The sequence below is a fragment of the Lentibacillus persicus genome, assembly GCF_900112705.1.
GTDB lineage: Bacteria > Bacillota > Bacilli > Bacillales > Amphibacillaceae > Lentibacillus > Lentibacillus persicus.
Genome location: NZ_FOMR01000005.1, coordinates 199,355 through 215,291 on the forward strand (window position 1 = coordinate 199,355; position 15,937 = coordinate 215,291).

The 15,937-nt window shown below is 44.6% G+C and carries 13 protein-coding genes; 9 read left to right on the plus strand and 4 right to left on the minus strand.

Annotated features, from left to right (window positions below; genetic code table 11):
* The coding region (locus tag BMZ22_RS16915; protein WP_177183397.1) for a hypothetical protein at nucleotides 1-225 on the plus strand (225 nt) is incomplete at its 5' end.
* Nucleotides 226-791: 566 nt separating this feature from the next.
* Here BMZ22_RS16915 and BMZ22_RS08620 read toward each other — a convergent pair.
* Nucleotides 792-2,018 (minus strand): dicarboxylate/amino acid:cation symporter, encoded by a 1,227-nt coding sequence (locus BMZ22_RS08620; RefSeq protein WP_090084402.1) that lies wholly within the window; start codon nucleotides 2,016-2,018, stop codon nucleotides 792-794.
* 251 nt (nucleotides 2,019-2,269) lie between these two features.
* On the opposite strand from BMZ22_RS08620, the gene BMZ22_RS08625 reads away from it, so the two are divergent.
* Together BMZ22_RS08625 and BMZ22_RS08630 are read left to right on the plus strand one after the other, a co-directional pair.
* Nucleotides 2,270-3,373, plus strand: a complete 1,104-nt coding sequence (locus BMZ22_RS08625; RefSeq protein WP_090084405.1) for a threonine synthase — start codon at nucleotides 2,270-2,272, stop codon at nucleotides 3,371-3,373.
* Nucleotides 3,374-3,701: 328 nt separating this feature from the next.
* Nucleotides 3,702-4,805 (plus strand): alanine racemase, encoded by a 1,104-nt coding sequence (locus BMZ22_RS08630; protein ID WP_090084408.1) that lies wholly within the window; start codon nucleotides 3,702-3,704, stop codon nucleotides 4,803-4,805.
* Between the two features lie 601 nt (nucleotides 4,806-5,406).
* On the opposite strand, the gene panC is transcribed toward BMZ22_RS08630, so the two are convergent.
* Both panC and panB read right to left on the minus strand, forming a co-directional pair.
* Nucleotides 5,407-6,282, minus strand: a complete 876-nt coding sequence (panC, locus tag BMZ22_RS08635; protein ID WP_090084411.1) for a pantoate--beta-alanine ligase — start codon at nucleotides 6,280-6,282, stop codon at nucleotides 5,407-5,409.
* A 12-nt stretch (nucleotides 6,283-6,294) separates the two neighbouring features.
* A complete protein-coding gene (gene panB, locus BMZ22_RS08640; RefSeq protein ID WP_090084414.1) occupies nucleotides 6,295-7,125 on the minus strand; it encodes a 3-methyl-2-oxobutanoate hydroxymethyltransferase in 831 nt (276 codons plus the stop codon).
* Between the two features lie 381 nt (nucleotides 7,126-7,506).
* Here panB and BMZ22_RS08645 point away from each other — a divergent pair, with 381 nt between their 5' ends.
* The 4 genes from BMZ22_RS08645 to BMZ22_RS08660 all read left to right on the plus strand — a co-directional run bounded on the left by BMZ22_RS08645 (nucleotide 7,507) and on the right by BMZ22_RS08660 (nucleotide 12,179).
* The gene (locus tag BMZ22_RS08645; RefSeq protein WP_090084416.1) at nucleotides 7,507-8,700 is read left to right on the plus strand and encodes a dicarboxylate/amino acid:cation symporter; all 1,194 of its coding nucleotides are present in this window, start codon (nucleotides 7,507-7,509) and stop codon (nucleotides 8,698-8,700) included.
* A 312-nt stretch (nucleotides 8,701-9,012) separates the two neighbouring features.
* Nucleotides 9,013-9,996, plus strand: coding sequence for a thiamine pyrophosphate-dependent dehydrogenase E1 component subunit alpha (locus tag BMZ22_RS08650; RefSeq protein ID WP_090084419.1), 984 nt, complete (start codon nucleotides 9,013-9,015; stop codon nucleotides 9,994-9,996).
* Between the two features lie 24 nt (nucleotides 9,997-10,020).
* Nucleotides 10,021-11,043, plus strand: coding sequence for an alpha-ketoacid dehydrogenase subunit beta (locus tag BMZ22_RS08655; RefSeq protein ID WP_425434275.1), 1,023 nt, complete (start codon nucleotides 10,021-10,023; stop codon nucleotides 11,041-11,043).
* 17 nt (nucleotides 11,044-11,060) lie between these two features.
* The gene (locus tag BMZ22_RS08660; RefSeq protein WP_090084424.1) at nucleotides 11,061-12,179 is read left to right on the plus strand and encodes a dihydrolipoamide acetyltransferase family protein; all 1,119 of its coding nucleotides are present in this window, start codon (nucleotides 11,061-11,063) and stop codon (nucleotides 12,177-12,179) included.
* A 196-nt stretch (nucleotides 12,180-12,375) separates the two neighbouring features.
* Here the strand turns inward: BMZ22_RS08660 and BMZ22_RS08665 are convergent, their stop codons facing one another.
* Nucleotides 12,376-13,230, minus strand: a complete 855-nt coding sequence (locus tag BMZ22_RS08665) for a MurR/RpiR family transcriptional regulator (RefSeq protein WP_090084426.1) — start codon at nucleotides 13,228-13,230, stop codon at nucleotides 12,376-12,378.
* A 214-nt stretch (nucleotides 13,231-13,444) separates the two neighbouring features.
* On the opposite strand from BMZ22_RS08665, the gene gnd reads away from it, so the two are divergent.
* Together gnd and gntK are read left to right on the plus strand one after the other, a co-directional pair.
* Nucleotides 13,445-14,341: a phosphogluconate dehydrogenase (NAD(+)-dependent, decarboxylating) gene (gnd, locus tag BMZ22_RS08670; protein WP_090084429.1), complete on the plus strand. Its 897-nt coding sequence runs from the start codon at nucleotides 13,445-13,447 to the stop codon at nucleotides 14,339-14,341.
* 22 nt (nucleotides 14,342-14,363) lie between these two features.
* Nucleotides 14,364-15,914, plus strand: a complete 1,551-nt coding sequence (gntK, locus tag BMZ22_RS08675) for a gluconokinase (RefSeq protein ID WP_090084432.1) — start codon at nucleotides 14,364-14,366, stop codon at nucleotides 15,912-15,914.
* The last annotated feature ends 23 nt before the right edge of the window (nucleotides 15,915-15,937 follow it).

The following is a 15,937-nucleotide window of genomic DNA, read 5'->3' on the forward strand; positions in this document are numbered from 1 at the left end:
GGAGACATGCATGACTTCACGACAGAAATGAGTGACTTTAAAGGAGACATGCATGACTTCAGACAAGAAACACAGGAAGGAATAGAAAATTTAAACGCGAAATTAACCCTCTTAACAAAGCAAACAAGCAATGCAGTTGTAGAAAATCATTCGAATGAATTAAAATTTTTATCCAGTAAAGTTCAGCAATTGGAAAAAGATATATATCGATTAAAGCATTCATAATCGCCTCAATGTAATCCTCTGATTTCTTTCCTCAAATGTCTTCTCAATGATAGGTGGAAGCTCTCATTCCCCGAATTTGTTATTTTAGTTCACATGACGCTTCTTATTTGAGTTGTTGTTTTTTATATAAGTTTTGAATATGGGCTGGGGTCCACTTTGCTATAGATACCCATGATATGCACGCTACGGAATGCGACGATAAAGCTTTGCCGTGTTAATATGATAGAAAAACGAAATATTAGAAGGGGCTGGATAATGAGGGGCTTGTCGTATGATTATATCGTTTCTCTCACACATTTATATAGACTGGTTCACAAGGAAAAAGTAGTTGAGATACACAATATGCAAAAAAAGGAAACCGTAGAAGCAGCGGCTTTCCTTTTTTCAGGGGTGATGGGGGAACGAAGGGACAAAGTGTGTGATACCCCGTCCCCCTTAGTATGGACGCAAACAAATAAAGATGTGCCGGAAGCTCAATCTGTCCCCGGCACGGCAAGGAATTTTAATAAACGCCGTTACGCAACAGGGTTTTCAATTTGTGGATAGCAATAAGAACATGTCAGTGATTATGCTGAATCCAACGTGTTATTGGTTTGATTTTCTGCGTTATTGATATAGAGAGCTGCTGAGGCATCCCCGGTGATGTTTGTTGCGGTACGGAACATATCCATGAAACGGTCGACACCGGCGATTAAGGCGATGGCTTCCAACGGCAGGCCGGTCGTTGTCAGTGCGAGAGTTAACATGATCAAGCCGGCTCCGGGCACCCCGGCTGTTCCGATAGAACCTAAGGTTGCGATTAGCACAACCATCATAATTTGCCCGAATGTCAAGTCGATTCCGTACGCTTGTGCGGCAAAGAGTGCTGCGACACCTATATAAAGCGAGGTTCCGTCCATATTGATGGTTGCACCTAACGGCAAGACGAAACTGGATACTTTTTTGGATACGTTGAGATTATCCTCGGAACATTTGATGGTTACCGGCAACGTTCCCGAACTGCTTTGCGTGCTGAAGGCCAACAGGCTTGCCGGCGAGATTCCTTTGAAAAACTTAAGCGGGTTCATTTTTCCGAGTATTTTGGCTGAGATGGAGTAGGTCAGTGCCACATGTACGATACAAGCGATGGCGACGACGGTAATCAGTTTAATCAATGGAAGCAAAATAGATAAACCGTATTCGCCGATGATTGGTGCCAATAACCCGAAAATACCGATCGGAACGAGTCTCATGACGACCCACGTTATTTTATACATGACCTCTGCCAATCCATCAAAAAAACGATACACAGGTTCTGCTTTTTCGCCGACCATCGTAATCCCCAAACCTAAAAACATGGCAAAGAAGATAATTTGCAGAATATTTCCATTCGTTAACGCGGCAACGGGATTCGTCGGAATGATGTTTAATAAAATACTGATGACACCTTCTGTTTCAGTCGTTTCAGGTATATTGCCGGATTCAGCTATGGACGTATCAACCCCCGCACCTGGTGTGAACAGTGCGCCGGCAATCAGGCCGATGCTGACCGCAATAAAAGTGGTTGCCAAATAATAAACGATTGTTTTCCCGCCGATTCTGCCCAATGTTTTCAAATTTCCGGTACTTGCTACCCCGACCACAAGAGTGGACAAGACTAAAGGTACAATAATAAATTGTATAAGACGCAGAAACAGATCGCCGAGCGGCTGAACAAAACTAATGCCGGTTCCGAAAATCACACCGGCAATGATTGCCGCTGCAAACGCAATCATAATTTGTGTTAATAAACCTACTCTTCCAGTTTTGGCCATGTTACCTCTCCCTCCTTGAATTCGTATTCGTCATAAGAAAAAAAGCCTGTCCGATGGAAATTGATCGAACCAGACGCCTTCAAGTGGCAGCATTGAGGTATTGGAATGTTTGAAATCCCCCCTTTGCAGATTTATATTCAATAAACGTTAGAATATAACTAATCGTTTCCAATGGTTTTTAAAGGATGCGTGCACTATCTATGCATTTTTGTATCAAGTGCGTCATTATACTAAAAAGAATGGGAGGGATCGTGATGAACTATATTTGTGTTAACTGTCAGTCAAGGTATTCAATCGAAAGCAATCAATGGAAATGTAATTGCGGAGGCTTGCTGAATCTGGAATATGATAAAGCGAGCGTTGATTTTACTAACACGGCTTTGACACGCGAACATTCGCTATGGAAATATATCGATGCATTGCCATTTGAAAAAGATGATGTCTGGCAGGACATGACGTTAGGGGAAGGCGATACACCCATCATCAAACTATCTAAAAATAGTTATGCCAAAGCTGAATATTACATGCCCACGCTGTCTTTTAAAGACCGGGGAGCTGTCCTTCTCATCGCGATGGCGAAAAAGCTCAACGTAACCCGGGTTGTGGTGGACAGCAGCGGGAATGCCGGCACTGCCATTGCAGCCTACGGGGCACGGGCGGGAATTCAGTGTGATATTTTCGTTCCTGATTCTGCTTCGACTAAAAAAACCGAGCAAATTGAAGCACATGGGGCAGTCATTCATCGAGTTCCCGGCACGCGGGAAGATTCAGCACAAGCGGCGATTGCGATGGTAGAGGCGACGGACGCCTTTTATGCCAGTCATATCTATAATCCAATCTTTTGGGAAGGGACAAAAACGTATGTATATGAAATTTTTGAGCAAATGAATGGCAGGCTCCCTGATGCTTTTATTATCCCGGTTGGAAACGGAACATTGCTAATGGGGGTATCCATCGCTTTCCGTGAGTTATTGGCAAGCGGGCAAATTGATAGAATGCCCAAAATCCTTGCCGTGCAGGCAGCAGCATGTGCCCCGATTATGCAAGCCTTTCATGAAGGAGATCATACCGTTGAGCCGGTTCACAATACAGGAACGTTGGCAGAAGGCATTGCCATTGCCGCGCCGGCGAGAGGAGACGAAATTTTGCGTGCTATCCGGGAGAGCGGTGGTGATGTGATCGCTGTGAGCGAGGAAAGTATTGTTCAAGCGCGCGATGCTCTTGCCCTAAACGGAATTTATGTTGAAATCACATCGGCTGTGAATTATGCCGGCTATTTACGATATATCGAAAAATACCCGGAGTTGAACGAACAAAACGTTATATTACCGTTATGCGGCGCAGGGGTAAAGTGAATCTTCAATCAGTGGGAGCGTTCTTACCCTACTGATTAAGGGGAACAAAGGCTAAGTTCGCCACGTCCTCGAAAAAGAAAAGCACTTTTTCTTCGTGTGAAGATCGCTGTCGCAGTTTTCCTTGTCCTGTGGCAACGCCTTTGTGACCAACATCCTGTTGGCCCGAACGAATCGGACATTTACTGGCAGTTGATCCCCACCTAATCTTCATCGTATACGCGAACATTTGAGGTGAGGGGTCTTACTGCCAGTTACATGCGGGATAAAAAGTCAGTAGGGTTAATAGAATTATAGCGAATGGCATTTTAAATGGGGAGGCGTATTCACGTTGAATATAAAAGAATTGGATACACCAAGTTTAGTCATAGATCAGGAAATTATGATCGCGAATATCCAGCGCATGCAGGATTATGCGGAAAAGTACCAAGTTCATCTTCGTTCGCACACGAAAACGCATAAAATGCCTGTGCTGGCCAAATTACAGGAAAAAGCCGGCGCAAATGGTATTACGGTGGCAAAAGTCGGCGAAGCAGAAGTCATGGCTGAAAACGGATTAAACGATATTTTTGTTGCGAATCAAATCGTTGGGGAATCCAAATTAAATCGTATTAAAAAGCTTGCGGAAACGATTCATATTTCCTTTGGCGTTGACAGCATTGAACAATGCGAAATGATTGAGAAGGTCTTCACTAAGCAGCAACCGGCTCAGGTTCTTATCGAAATTGAAGTGGGCGAAAACCGTTCAGGTGTCATTGACGAAAGTGACTACGTTCGTTTGGTGAATTATATAAAAAACAGTCCTTTTATAAATTTAAAAGGGGTTTTTTCCCATGACGGCCATACATACAAAGCAAAAGACCTTGAAGAATGCCGCCGTCTTTATAATGAAGCTCAAAAACGCACCCTTCATTTCGCGCATCTTGCACACGAACAGGGTGTAGAACTTGAAACCGTCAGCATCGGCTCGACCCCGCCGCTTTTGCATGATTTCGGTGTAATGGAAGGAATTACTGAACTTCGCGCAGGAACCTATATCCTCATGGATGTGTCTCAAGCAAACGCACTTGGCTCATATTCCAGCTGTGCCGCCAGCGTCTTGACGACTGTTATCAGCAAACCAACGAATGAACGTATCATTACCGATGTCGGTGCAAAAGGACTGACAATGCAGTCGCGAAGTGAGGGGATTTGTGCAACCGTTGGAATAGGCTATATCAAAAACTCCAATCACGTCCATATTGATCAAGTCTTTGATGAACATGCCATTATATATGACGAACCATTCAGAAATAACGTCATAATTGGTGACAAAGTAGAAATTATTCCAAACCATATATGCCCCGTGTCCAATCTATACGATAACGCGTATCTTGTATCCGGGGATGACGTCGTGGACGAAATTCCAATTTTGTGCCGAGGGAAGCTGCAGTAGGGACAGAGGGACGTGATCGCTGTCCCCCGCGTGCAGTAAGCGCTCACCCCGTTGTAGCGATGATTTTGTTGATATTCATTTTAATAGCTCAAGTAACAACTAATTTTGGCGCCTAATATTATCCACCTGCAATGGTTCTTATGGAAACATTTAATTTCAGATGGGGAGTTTCAGCTATCATTGTTGGGTTTTTAGGGGTTATCACGTTTCCATGGGTCTTACTCACGAATGAAGGGTTTGCCTATAAGTGCGGTATTGTATTGGGTAGGTTATAAAACAATTCCTTACTATAAGAATGAGCTTATAAAGTTATCAGAAGCATCGACAACCATTGACGACAGTGAAATCGCGGAGTAATTGAAACCGCTTTTTTTAACCGATTCCCTTAACGGTGCTTTACTTAACTAGTTGAAGTGTTCAAATTCGTGCATAATGTATCATCCTGCAGATGGCTGATCGCTTTGATTTAGGGTCTTGTCGCTTACCATATTAATATGGCAAGCGACAGGACCTCTGTTTTTAATAACTGCTTCGAACATGAATAATCAGGTTACTATTTCCAGGGAGGTTTGATAAGTACCGAACAACACCCGCCCAAAGGTCAGTTCACCCGGTTAATAACTTCCCCGTCTTGATCGAAAATCAGGTTATCGATTAATCGGGCTTTTGCAAAATATACCGCTCCAGCGAGTATGACGCGCTGATTAACGGAAGATACCGGCTCGAGTGACGGATAACTCAGTAATTCGATATAATCAATTTTTCCGGCGGATAGGTTTTGATTCAATAATTCTGTGACGTTTTGAACAATCTCATTCGGCGTTTGCTCGCCGTCGTGGATGAGCTTTTGTCCGAACGCTAACCCTTTATAAAGCCATATGGCCTCGTGCCGTTCGTGTTCAGAAAGGTTGACGTTACGGCTGCTTTTGGCAAGCCCGTCGGACTCTCTGACTGTCGGCAGGCCAACAAGTTCAATCGGGAAGTTCAAATCATTGATCAAGGCATCCACGACGGCCACTTGCTGCGCGTCTTTCAGGCCAAAATACACTTTATCCGGACTTGTTATGTGAAATAACTTTGTTAATACGGTCAAGACACCTTCAAAATGGCCGGGACGGGAGCGACCGCACAACACGTCAGCGCGACCCTTGATGCCAAGCTGGATTTGCATTGGAGCCGGATAGATTTCTGTCGGATCAGGGATAAATAATACATCAACACCTGCGTTTTCGGCCGCACGCGCGTCTGCCGTTTCATCTCGTGGATAACGTTCATAATCCTCATTTGGCCCAAATTGCAGTGGGTTGATAAAAATGCTCGCTGCAACAATGTCATTTTCCTTGTTTGCTTCTTTCATCAGGCTTAAATGGCCTTCATGCAAAAATCCCATCGTAGGGACAAATCCGATTTGTTTCTTTTGATCACGATATACTGCTACGGTTCGTTTCATTTCATCGACTGTTCGTACAATTTTCATACAAGCCACACCTTAATCTTGCTCAGGCAAGTTTTGCTTATTTTTCATGAAAAAAGAATGGTCGGCGGAAGGAAACGTTTCCTGCTTCACATCCGAATGATAGTTTCTCAGTGCTTCGGTTCCTTTTTCATTTAAGTCGGTATATGACTTCACAAATTTCGGAAGCCTGTCAACACCGTATTTCAGAATATCGTGATAAACAAGGACCTGACCGTCGCAATCGACCCCGGCGCCAATTCCAATGGTGGGAATATCGATCGCATTCGTGATAATGTTCGTTAATTCGGTTGGAACACATTCCAGCACAAGAGCGGCCGCACCGTGATCAGCTACTTTCCTTGCGTCGTCGAGCAGCTTTTGGGCGGTGGCTTCGTCTCTTCCCTGGACTTTGAAACCTCCGAGCACATTAACTGTCTGTGGGGTAAGGCCCAAATGGGCGATGACCGGTATTCCTGCGTCGGTCAACCGTTTTATCAATTCGGGAATATCCCCTGAAGCGCCTTCCACTTTCAGGCTTTGGGCACTCGTTTCCTGAAAAATCCGTTTGGCGTTACGGAGTGAATCCTCCTGCGAAATGTGGTAGGACATAAACGGCATATCCACTACGGTTAATGTATCCGGTGCCCCGCGGTTGACAGCTTTGGCATGGTGAATCATATCATCGACCGTTACCTCAACGGTTGATTCGTATCCGAGTACAACCATTCCCAATGAATCGCCAACAAGAATCATATCGATTCCAGCGTGTTCAGCCTGCTTGGCAGACGGGTAATCATAAGCTGTGACCATCGTAATCTTTTCCCCGGAGTCTTTCATGTTCTTTAAATCTGTCACACTAAGCATATTCGGGTTATCCCTCCTTCTTTATATGTGCCTGTCATTTCCCGAATGTTGCGTTTATGAAGTTGATTTCTTAAGCTGCGTGTACAATGTTTTAATTATACAATAAGTATGAAGATTATGTACATGGTGAAATGGGACAAAGGGCCAACCCTGCCCCTTTTATAATGGGCGCGTACAGGAAAACAAGTGCCGGAGAGCAAGTTACAATGGCCGGCAGTACACGCACTAATGCCACTATTTCTATTAAAACCCTGACTGGACTGGAGTTAACACCGCAAAGCTGGTGGAATTAAATTCCAAGTTGTGCGGTCCTGCAGAAATGTGATAGGTTAATAACTAGCGTAAAATGACAAAAAACAAACTAGAGATTGGGGACACATGATGAAGAAAAGTCTTATATGGCAGTTAATTATTGCATTTATTCTCGCAATTGTAACCGGTTTAATATTTGGTGACAAAATGCAAGTTGTTCAGCCGCTTGGCGATCTATTTTTGCGTTTGATTCAATTTATTATCGCGCCTTTGGTGCTAGCTACGCTTGTAGTAGGGGTAACCAGTACAAATAATGTTAAGAAACTCGGAAGATTAGGCGGGAAAACGGTGGTATTTTACTTGTTTACAAGTATGCTTGCCATAACGTTGGGGCTTGTGGCGGGTAAAGTTTTTTCACCGGGCAGCGGGATTGATGTATCGCTGGAAGGACAAGAAGCGCCTGAACCGAATGAAACGGAGGGTGTTGTACAAACCATATTAAATATTATCCCTGAAAATCCGTTTGAAGCCCTGACGTCGGGGAATATGCTGCAAATTATCTTTTTTGCTTTATTTATCGGAATTGCGATTACCTTGGTAGGTGAAAAAGCAAAACCTGTTCAGCAGTTTTTTGATGGATTTGCAGAGGTCATGTACAAAATTACTAGCATGGTCATGGTAACTGTTCCTATCGGCGTGTTTGGCTTATTGGCACCGGTTGTAGGCGAATATGGCGCAGAGGTACTATTACCACTGTTGAAGCTGATTTTGGCTATGATGGCAGCGTGTATTTTGCAAATATTCGTCGTTTATGCATTGCTTGTTAAACAATTCGGCAAAATGAGCCCGGTTCGTTTTTTCAAAGGGATTTTTCCAGCTTTTACTGTTGCATTCAGTACAAGCAGCAGTTCAGGAACGTTGCCCGTAACGCTTAAGAATACGCAGGAAAACCTCGGCGTCTCAAAAGAAACGAGTACGTTTGTTTTGCCGTTGGGGGCTACCATTAATATGGACGGAACTGCTCTGTATGTCGGTTTGTGTTCCATGTTTATTGCCCAATATTTCGGAGCGGACCTGTCACTTTCACAGATGACTACTGTCGTCCTGATTGGCACGCTTGCTTCGATTGGAACAGCGGGGGTGCCCGGTGCAGGCTTGATTATGCTCACAATGGCACTGAGTGCAGTGAACCTGCCGCTGGCGGGAATAGCGTTAGTAGGTGGCATTGACCGTATCCTTGATATGATGCGAACATCCGTGAATGTCACGGGAGACGCTGTTGCAAGTGTCGTTGTAGATGCAAGTGAAAACAACAAAACATAGCGGGCATCAGTTCGATTCGCGCCCGCTTGACAAGCAAACGAATCCCCCACCAGTTCGCCACCACACTGGTGGGGATTCGTTTTGTTTTAATGTAAGAATGGGGGGACGCTCCCCTCTTTTAGTCAAATGAATTTTACGAATTTTTGGAATAAGTGACTGGAATTAGCGCCTTTTTTAGATTATACTAGTTTTGTAAGCGCTTTCTCGTAACCTAATGTCAATCTGGAACGTGAAGGAGGTGTGAATAACAGCTGTTGCGCTGGGAGAGCAAGCATCGGTCAATTTTTTAATCACTAAGAGGAGGGTTTTGGAATGGGGATACCTGAGGATAAACTCTTGTGGATGTACGACACCATGTTCAAGTCCCGGTATTATGAAGAGACCATGGAACGTGTGTATATGGAAGGGAAGTCGCCGTTTAATATTGGGGCCGGTCTTGTGCCTGGAGAAATGCATTTGTCCACGGGACAGGAACCTGCCGCAGCTGGCATATGTGCCCATTTAACCGATGAAGATACGGTTATGTCGCCGCATCGCCCGCACCACCACGCGATTGCAAAAGGTGTCGATCTTAAAAGGATGACGGCTGAAATATTTGGCAAAGAATCCGGCTTGGGTAAAGGTAAAGGTGGCCACATGCATTTATTTGATCCAGCCGTTAAGTTTTCATGCAGTGGCATCGTTGCAGCCGGTATGCCGCAAGCAGTTGGGACTGCACTGGCAGCCAAAAAGCGGAAGAGTGATGCTGTTTCAGTTGCTTTTATTGGGGAAGGTGCAACGAACGCGGGAGCTTTCCATGAGGCGCTAAATATGGCGGCGTTATGGAAATTGCCTTTTATCGTTGTGGTTGAGGATAATAACTATGGAATTTCAGTTCCAAAGGATGTTGCCACTTCCGTGGAAACGAATGATGTGCGGTCTTCTGCGTACGGGATAGCCGGCGAAAAAGTCACGAACAATGATCCGATTGCCATGTATGAAGCTTCCGAAAGAACGGTTGAACGTGCACGTGCAGGAGAGGGACCGACGATTATTGAAATTGAAACCTATCGTTATTTGGGTCATTTCCAAGGTGACCCGGAACTTTATCGGGAAGATGGCGAAGTGGAAGCACTGCGTAAAAAAGATCCGATTGCCGGTTTAAAACAGTATGTCATTGATCAGGGTTTTGTTACAGAAAGTGAATTAGACGAGCGTGAAGATGTTATAAAGTCGGAAGTTGATCAGGCATATCAATTTGCACGTGGCAGTGAGTACCCCGTTTCAGAGGCTGCGTTGGAGGATGTTTTTGTTTAAAACCATATGATGGGAGGCGCTATGATGGAAACGGCAAAAAAAGAGCGGATGCTGACGGGCAATAAAGCGATGGCAGAGGGAATCGCTCAGGAAATGGAACAAAACGACGATGTATTCGTATTGGGAGAAGATGTCGGAAAATATGGCGGCATATTTGGTTCAACAGAAGGGCTGCTTGATAAATTTGGCCCTGATCGGATTATGGACACGCCTATTTCTGAATCGGCAATCGTTGGGTCTGCCATTGGTGCTGCTACTGAAGGAATGCGACCGATTGCGGAATTAATGTTTACCGATTTCTTTGGTGTTTGCATGGATCAAATTTATAATCACATGGCGAAAATTCATTACATGTCAGGTGGAAATGTGAAAGTTCCGATGGTCTTAACGACGGCTGTCGGCGGCGAATATAACGATGCTGCCCAGCATTCACAGACACTTTATGCAACCTTCGCCCATCTGCCCGGTATGAAAGTGGTTGCGCCAACGACACCTTATGATTTGAAGGGTATGATGATATCTGCCATCCGGGATGATAATCCGGTTGTTTTCATGTTTCATAAAACGCTGCAGGGCCTCGGATGGATGGACCCGCTTGAAGCCTCTGTCGGCAACGTGCCGGAAGACGCATACACGGTTCCTTTAGGTAAAGCCAATGTTGCCCGGGAAGGCAGTGATGTCACGATTGTCGGTATCCAAATGATGACAGTGTACGCTTTGGAAGCTGCGGAACGATTGGCTGAAGAAGGCATTGAGGCTGAAGTTATTGATCTTCGTTCGCTCGTCCCGCTGGATAAAGAAACAATTCTTAACTCTGTTAGAAAAACGCATAACATACTTGTCGTGGATGAGGATTATTTATCGTACGGCATGACATCAGAAATCAGTGCTGTAGTGGCAGAAGAAGCACTGTATGATCTGGATACGCCTATAAAACGGATGGCGATTCCGGATGTGCCTATTCCATACAGCCGGCCACTGGAGCAGCATGTCGTCCCAAGTGCGGAAAAAATCTATAAACAGGTAAAGGATATGCTGGACAGTTAACATAAGGAGTGACCGTCATGTCTGAGGTAAAACTTCCCAAAATCAGTGAGGATCATGATGAAAGTTCAATCGTTCTGTGGTTTAAACAAGAAGGTGATGCTGTTACAACAGGCGATGTGCTGGTGGAAGTTCAAACGGAAAAAGCAGTTTCGGAAATCGAAGCCGACACGGATGGGATTTTGGAAAAGATTTTAATCAAACGAGGGGAAACAGCAAATGTCGGGGATGTGCTGTGTATCATCCGCACCCGGTTTGAAAGCAGCATGCAGAATGAAAAAGAAACGGGGCCTGAGGCAAGTTCAAGGAAGGAACGAGGACAAAATTCAAGTCAAAAAGCGTTTGTCAGAGTTGCCCCGCGTCTCCGAAAACTGGCTAAGGATCTCGATGTTGATCTGACCCAAATTGAAGGTACAGGGCGGAGTGGAAAAATAACGGAAGATGATATTAAAAATGCTGCCGGGAGTCAGTCTTCCAATGAACGGTTTGGACAAGCTTTAGAAGGCATGCGCCGGACAATTGCTGACCGTATGAAAGACAGTTTGCAAAACACCGCTCAACTCACAGAAACGGCGTATGCGGATGTTACCGCACTTGCTGAAAAAAGAGCGGCGTATGACACTAAGCTGAGTTGGAACACGTGGATTATTTATCAAACAATTAAAGCACTAAAAGAACATCCCTACATGAATGGAACGTACGACAATGGGTTATTGAACCAAAGCGAGACCGTCAATCTGGGAGTTGCCACAGATACCGACGACGGATTGCTTGTGCCGGTCATTAAGGATGCCGGCCAGTATTCAATTGAACAACTGCACGAAGCGATAAATAACGTAGCGGAACTGGCCCGTTCTAAAAAGTTGTCAACAGAGCAGATGAGTGGAAGCACCTTTACGATAACAAATCTCGGTTCTTTTGGGGTTCATTTTTTCACGCCCATTATTAATCCGCCTGAAATTGCTATTTTGGGCATTGGCAAAATTGAAGACTATCTATTTAGAAAACAGGGCAAAATTGCTGATGGTAAACGGCTTCCACTCAGTTTGACTTTTGATCATCAAGTTGTTGATGGGGCACCCGCAGCACGGTTTCTTAAAACACTAATTGCATACCTTGAAGCTCCACATATCCCATAAAGAAACCATTGAGAGCTGTTCTTTTAATGATCAATTAATAGAACAGCTTTTTTGTTCCCGAACAGCGAAACATGGGCCGGAACAGGAAGACATGTGCCGGAAACCGGCCTGTCACTGCAATGATTCCAAAGCTATTAAAAACCACCGATCAGTTGCTGATCGGTGGTTTTTGATTGTCATGGATTAAACGAATAATTTATAAACGCTTTAAACTTATGCCTTCCCGCATTTTCTGCAAGGCTTTCTGGCCGGCTTCATTATTCGCAATCATTACATTCGTATAAAGCGCATCTATGATGGAAAGCTGGGCAATTCTTGATGATAGTGCTTCCGAGCGAAAATCGGTTTCTTCAGCAACGGTGTATAGTGACATGTCTGCTTTTTCGGTTAGCGGTGATTTGGCAAAATTTGTAATAGCGATTGTTTGGATTTTCTTTTCTTGTAAAACGTGCATGATATCGAGTAAGTCTTTTGTTGAGCCGCTGTGCGAAATAAGAACGGCAACGTCGTCATTGGTCATTTGGGATGCGGACATAATCTGCATGTGCGAATCGAGATTGGCACTGACATCAATGCCGCTCCGGATGAATTTATGATACGCGTCCATTGCAACGAGCGCAGACCCGCCGCTGCCGAAAAATTGAACTTTCCTTGCGTGTAGAATGGCTTCCACAGCTTTTCCGATCATTGTTTCATCCTGAATATGAAGTGTATCCTCAATTGTTTTGATATTAGAACGGAAAACTTTTTCAGTGATACCTCCCGTGCTATCTTTCTCATCAATTTTTTCATGAATAGCTTTAATCGGTGTGACAACCTCAGCCGCAAGTGCAATTTTCATGGCTTGAAACCCTTTGAAACCAATTCGCTGACAGAAACGGAAAACCGTTGACTCGGCGAGCCCAAGTTTTTCTGAAATTTGATTAATCGTATGGTGAATGATTTCCTGGGGATTCTCTAAAATAAAATCAGCAATGGCTTTTTCTTTATCACTGAATTTTCCATAATTGCTTCGAATGCTGGCGAGGCAGTGTTGGTTATTATTTACCATAATGATTCCCCTTACGATGAAGCTTAAATTTATGTGAATCAGCAATCATTAATTGTGGATTGCCAACCTAATGGCAGGAGCAATCGTAATAGCTCCTTACCGACTACTTTATAGTATATCTGAAAATTCGTTTGCATAAAACATTGCATACAGAAAAAAATTTGATATAATTTCATTTAAACGGAAAAAAATTTCACGACAACAGGAGGATACTATGGAAATTGGCATGATTGGACTTGGAAAAATGGGGCTTAATTTATCGTTGAACTTGGTCGACCACCACCATAAAGTTTTGGGATTTGATACAAATGCGGCAGCGATTGAAAGCGTTGACAGCGAAAACCTCCAGATCGCCGGGTCTTTGCGTGAACTTGTTGAAAGGTTGCCTTTACCCCGAAAAATTTGGCTTATGGTGCCGGCAGGCGAGGTTACTGCCGCCGTTATCGATGAACTTACCCCGTTGCTTGACGAGGGCGATATCTTAATCGATGGCGGAAATTCAAATTATAAAGATACCCTCACGCATGCTGAGCAATTAAAAGCACATGGCATATATTTCTTTGATTGCGGCACGAGCGGTGGTGTTGACGGCGCCAGGTCGGGTGTTTGCACGATGATTGGCGGCGACAAGGTAAAGTTTAAGGAAATCGAGCAACTGTTTAAGGATGTATCGGTTGAGAATGGTTACCTTTATACCGGCAAATGCGGCAGCGGTCATTTTTTGAAAATGGTTCATAACGGGATGGAATATGGGATGATGCAGGCAATCGGCGAAGGATTCGATATTCTGGATAAAAGCGAATTCGATTATGACTATGAACAGGTTGCCCGCGTGTTCAACAATGGGTCTGTTATCCGTTCCTGGTTGATGGAGCTTGTGGAAAGTGCGTTTTCTAAAGATGCCAATCTGGATGAGATTCGGGGCGTTATGAATTCCTCCGGGGAAGGAAAATGGACGGTTGAGACGGCACTCGATTTACAGGTTGCCGCGCCGGTGATTGCTTTGTCGCTTATGATGCGTTACCGCTCACAGGAAGATGATACGTTCGCCGGAAAAGTTGTTGCCGCATTAAGAAACGAATTCGGTGGTCACGATACCGTGAAAAAGTAGTTTTAAATTAGGAGGAAGCACGATGGCGCAGCAAAGATATTACCTGGGAGTTGATATTGGTACAACAAGCACAAAGGCGGTGCTGTACCAAAAAAGCGGTGAAGTCATAGCGGACCATACGATCAATTATCCGCTCCACACACCAAATACATTGGTAGCGGAACAGGATCCCCAGGAGATTTTTAATGCAGTACTTATGACGGTTCGGGAGTCCATGCGCAAAAGTAATATTTCGCCGGAGCAGCTCCAATTCATTTCCTTCAGTTCCGCCATGCATAGCTTGATTGCTTTGGACAATGAAGGAGAGTTACTGACAAACAGCATTACGTGGGCGGATACAAGGGCTGCTGATCACGCACGGAAAATTAAAGAAGAACATAATGGTCATGAAATTTATTTGCGGACCGGCACTCCACTACACCCTATGTCTCCATTGGCGAAGTTGGTTTGGATGAAGGAAGAAAAGCCGGATATGTTTAACAAAGCAGCCAAATTTATTTCCATTAAAGAATATGTTTTCTTAAAACTATTTGGAAAATATGTCGTTGATTATTCAATCGCATCGGCTACCGGGTTATTTAATCTGACGACGCTTGATTGGGATGAGGAAGCTTTAAATCTGGCAGGCATTTCACGTGATCAGCTATCTGCTATTGTGCCGACGACACATCAATTAACAGGCGCTTATGAGGAACATCTCACTTATATGAAAATCAACGCTGATATTCCGTTTGTGATCGGGGCAAGTGATGGGGTCCTATCCAACCTTGGTGTCAATGCGATTGAAGAAGGGGTGATTGCCGTAACGATTGGTACTAGCGGTGCCATCCGGACAGTGTATAACGAGCCTAAAACGGATCCGAAAGGGCGTATTTTCTGTTATGCATTGACGGAAAACCATTGGGTCATCGGCGGTCCGGTAAATAACGGCGGGATTATTTTGCGGTGGCTCCGTGATGAGTTTGCCGCTGCTGAAGTTGAAACAGCTAAACGCTTATCGCTTGATCCGTATGATGTTCTTACAAAAATGGCTTCAGGTGTGAACGCGGGGTCGGACGGGCTGATTTTTCATCCGTTCTTAAAAGGCGAACGCGCACCACTATGGGATGCGAACGCCCGCGGGTCGTTTTTCGGATTAAGCATTCATCACAAAAAAGAACATATGGTACGAGCGGTGCTTGAAGGGACGCTGTATAACCTGTACTCGGTATTGCTTGCGCTTGAAGAACTTACCGGGGAGCCGCAAAGTATTCAGGCAACGGGCGGTTTTGCGCGATCTGAAACATGGCGGCAAATGATGGCGGATATTTTTGATAAGCCGGTAACCGTACCGGAAAGCTTTGAAAGTTCCTGTCTGGGGGCAGTTGTACTGGGCATGTATGCAATCGGAGAAGTTGATGACTTCAGTGTGGTTTCGGAAATGGTCGGCAATACAAACACGCACGTTCCTGATGAAGCGACGACGAATGTTTACCGGGAGCTGCTTCCGATTTATATTCGCCTGTCACGGATGCTTACCGAAGAGTATGAAAGCATTGCGTCGTTTCAGCGCAAACATTTGGGGCAGGAATAACAAAACTGGTTAAAAAACGAAAA

Excerpts from the sequence above, each read along its gene's own strand:
- BMZ22_RS08620 (WP_090084402.1), bottom strand. The coding sequence starts at position 2,018 with ATGGCCAAAACTGGAAGAGTAGGTTTATTAACACAAATTATGATTGCG.
- panC (WP_090084411.1), bottom strand. The coding sequence starts at position 6,282 with ATGAAAATTGTACGAACAGTCGATGAAATGAAACGAACCGTAGCAGTA.
- panB (WP_090084414.1), bottom strand. The coding sequence starts at position 7,125 with ATGCTTAGTGTGACAGATTTAAAGAACATGAAAGACTCCGGGGAAAAG.
- BMZ22_RS08645 (WP_090084416.1), top strand. The coding sequence starts at position 7,507 with ATGAAGAAAAGTCTTATATGGCAGTTAATTATTGCATTTATTCTCGCA.
- BMZ22_RS08650 (WP_090084419.1), top strand. The coding sequence starts at position 9,013 with ATGGGGATACCTGAGGATAAACTCTTGTGGATGTACGACACCATGTTC.
- BMZ22_RS08655 (WP_425434275.1), top strand. The coding sequence starts at position 10,021 with ATGGAAACGGCAAAAAAAGAGCGGATGCTGACGGGCAATAAAGCGATG.
- BMZ22_RS08660 (WP_090084424.1), top strand. The coding sequence starts at position 11,061 with ATGTCTGAGGTAAAACTTCCCAAAATCAGTGAGGATCATGATGAAAGT.
- BMZ22_RS08665 (WP_090084426.1), bottom strand. The coding sequence starts at position 13,230 with ATGGTAAATAATAACCAACACTGCCTCGCCAGCATTCGAAGCAATTAT.
- gnd (WP_090084429.1), top strand. The coding sequence starts at position 13,445 with ATGGAAATTGGCATGATTGGACTTGGAAAAATGGGGCTTAATTTATCG.
- gntK (WP_090084432.1), top strand. The coding sequence starts at position 14,364 with ATGGCGCAGCAAAGATATTACCTGGGAGTTGATATTGGTACAACAAGC.